Genomic DNA, 3,087 nt, shown 5'->3' on the forward strand with positions numbered 1-3,087 from the left:
CCTAAACTCAGTCCCCATCCCCGCACCCGAGGAGCCCGCCGTGCCAGAGTCCGCCGCCCCCGTCCGGTCCGGGCAACGGCTGGGCAAGGTCGTCCTCGACGAGATCAAGGAACGGCTGCTGTCCGGCCACTACCCGGTCGGCTCGCGGATCTCCATCGAGGAGGTCAAGGCCGAGTTCGGCGTCAGCAAGCAGCCCGTGATGGACGCGCTGCGCCGGCTGGAGGCCATCGGCATCGTCGAGATCATCCCGCAGAGCGGCTGCCGGGTGGCCGAGTACTCGATGCGCGAGATCAGGGACTTCTTCACGCTGTTCGGCCGCTTCGAGGGCGAGCTCGCCGCCGCGGCCGCGACCCGCCGCACCGACGCCCAGCTCGCCGAGATGGACGCCGCCTGGCGGCGCATCGAGGACCTCAAGGACCTCACCGACCTGCGGGCCAGGGCACGCGGCTACCTGTCCCGCAACCGCGACTTCCACCTCGTCGTCCACCGGATGTCGCACTCCCGGATCATGGCCGCGCTCAGCGAGCGCATGTGGGACCTGTCCGACTTCTTCATCGGCACCCAGGCCGTCCCGCGCCCCCTGTCGGACTCCGTCCCCGGCCGCAACCACGACCACGACATGATCCGCACGGCGATCCGGAGCGGCAACGCCGACATCGCGCGGGCCGCCATGGAGTCCCACATCGTCAGCACCGTCGCGATCTTCGACTCCCCCGGCTGACCCGGCGGCGCCTGGGTAGGGACGGGGCATGCCAGCCACGCCACCAGGGCCGCCGGAGCCCGACCTCAAGCCGCGCTCCCGCCAGGTCACGGACGGGCTGCAGGCGTCCGCGTCGCGCGGCATGCTGCGGGCCGTCGGGATGGGCGACGACGACTTCGGCAAGCCGCAGATCGGCATCGCGAACTCCTGGAACGAGATCACCCCCTGCAACCTGTCGCTCGACCGGCTCGCGCAGGCCGCGAAGGAGGGCGTGCACGCCGGCGGCGGGTACCCGCTGCAGTTCGGCACGATCTCGGTGTCCGACGGCATCTCGATGGGGCACGAGGGGATGCACTTCTCCCTGGTGAGCCGCGACATCATCGCCGACTCCGTCGAGACCGTCGTCCAGGCCGAGCGCCTCGACGGGACCGTCCTGCTCGCCGGATGCGACAAGTCGCTGCCCGGAATGCTGATGGCCGCCGCCCGCCTGGACCTCGCGGCCGTGTTCCTCTACGCGGGCACGATCATGCCCGGCTGGGTCAGGCTCTCCGACGGCACCGAGAAGGACGTCACGCTCATCGACGCGTTCGAGGCCGTCGGCGCGTGCGCGCGGGGCCTCATGAGCCGCGAGGACGTCGACCGCATCGAGCGCGCGATCTGCCCCGGTGAGGGCGCCTGCGGCGGCATGTACACGGCGAACACCATGGCGTCGGCGGCCGAGGCCATGGGGATGTCGCTGCCCGGGTCGGCGGCGCCGCCGTCCGCGGACCGCCGCCGCGACGCGTTCGCGCACCGCTCGGGCGAGGCCGCCGTGGACCTGCTGCGGCGGGGGATCACCGCCCGGGACGTCCTGACCAGGGAGGCGTTCGAGAACGCGATCGCCGTGGTCATGGCGTTCGGCGGCTCGACCAACGCCGTGCTGCACCTGCTCGCGATCGCGCACGAGGCCGAGGTGGACCTCGGCCTCGCCGACTTCGACCGCATCGCCGGCCGCGTGCCGCACCTGGGGGACCTCAAGCCCTTCGGCCGCTACGTCATGAACGACGTCGACCGCATCGGCGGCGTCCCCGTCGTCATGAAGGCCCTGCTCGACGCCGGGCTCCTGCACGGCGACGCCCTCACCGTCACCGGGCGGACCGTCGCCGAGAACCTCGCCGGCCTCGACCCGCCCGACCCGGACGGCAGGATCCTCCGCGCGCTCGGCGACCCGATCCACCGGACGGGCGGGATCACGATCCTGCACGGGTCCCTCGCCCCCGAAGGCGCCGTGGTGAAGTCGGCCGGCTTCGACGAGGACGTGTTCGAGGGCACCGCCCGCGTCTTCGAGCGCGAGCGCGCGGCCCTCGACGCGCTGGAGGACGGCACCATCACCGCCGGGGACGTCGTCGTCATCCGCTACGAGGGCCCGAAGGGCGGCCCGGGCATGCGCGAGATGCTCGCCATCACCGGCGCGATCAAGGGCGCGGGGCTCGGCAAGTCCGTCCTGCTGGTCACCGACGGCCGCTTCTCCGGCGGGACGACCGGCCTGTGCGTCGGCCACATCGCCCCCGAGGCCGTCGACGCCGGCCCGATCGCCTTCGTGCGGGACGGCGACCGCATCCGCCTGGACGTGAAGGCGAAACGACTCGACATCCTCGTCGAGCCCACCGAACTCGCCGCCCGCCGGGCACCGGACTGGGCACCCGTCCCGCACCCGTACAAGCGGGGCGTCCTCGCGAAGTACGCGAAGCTCGTCCAGTCGGCCGCCAAGGGCGCCGTGCTGGAGTAGCCGGGGATCAGCGGCGAGCCGGCGCCTGGGAGAGGTAGAGGAGCGGTCCGGTGCCCGGAACGGGGACGCGGCTCCAGCGTCCGGGCACGTCAGGCGGGTCGTCGACGGCCAGGACCACCCGCAGCCCCCGGTCCCGCAGCCGTCCGACGTTGGCCTCGGTGACCGCGGCGGACGCGTCGCGGTCACCGAGGCCGTCGCGCATGTCCGCGCCCCGGCAGCGGCGCAGGAAGGCGATCTGCGGCGCGAACCTGCCCAGCACGACGCAGTCCCCGTCGACACCGCGGGCGGCCAGCGCACCGGCGGCCTCCTCCGGCCAGGACAGGGCGATCTCGGCGCGTTCCGCGACACGGCCGGCCTTGGCGGCCTGCGATCCCGTGTGCAGGAGGACCACCGCCACCACACCGGCGGCCAGCACCCGGCCCGCGCGCCGCCGCCACGCCGCGCGCAGGATCGCGGTGAGCCCCACACCGGCCGGCAGGGACAGCAGCGCGAACATCGGAAGCAGGTAGCGGGGCACGGCGAGGTCGGTCAGCACGAAGTAGGCACCGCCGAAGACGGCGGCCGTCCCGACGCAGACCAGCAGGGCACGGCGGGCCTCACCCCGCGCCGCCCACAACCC

Annotated in this window: 3 protein-coding genes; 2 read left to right on the forward strand and 1 reads right to left on the reverse strand. The window is 73.5% G+C overall.

Annotated features, from left to right (window positions below):
- Nucleotides 1-40 precede the first annotated feature (40 nt).
- The gene (locus tag E1200_RS32330; RefSeq protein ID WP_207933654.1) at nt 41-721 is read left to right on the forward strand and encodes a GntR family transcriptional regulator; all 681 of its coding nucleotides are present in this window, start codon (nt 41-43) and stop codon (nt 719-721) included.
- 28 nt (nt 722-749) lie between these two features.
- Nucleotides 750-2,468: a dihydroxy-acid dehydratase gene (gene ilvD, locus E1200_RS32335; protein ID WP_131956329.1), complete on the forward strand. Its 1,719-nt coding sequence runs from the start codon at nt 750-752 to the stop codon at nt 2,466-2,468.
- A gap of 7 nt (nt 2,469-2,475) precedes the next feature.
- Here the strand turns inward: ilvD and E1200_RS34205 are convergent.
- The coding region (locus E1200_RS34205) for a hypothetical protein (protein ID WP_207933655.1) at nt 2,476-3,087 on the reverse strand (612 nt) is incomplete at its 5' end.

Origin of the sequence: Actinomadura sp. GC306, from assembly GCF_004348665.1 — a bacterium.
In the GTDB taxonomy this organism is placed as follows: domain Bacteria; phylum Actinomycetota; class Actinomycetes; order Streptosporangiales; family Streptosporangiaceae; genus Spirillospora.

Bases quoted from the DNA above. Each gene is read 5' to 3' on its own strand.
- ilvD (WP_131956329.1), top strand. From the start codon at position 750: ATGCCAGCCACGCCACCAGGGCCGCCGGAGCCCGACCTCAAGCCGCGC.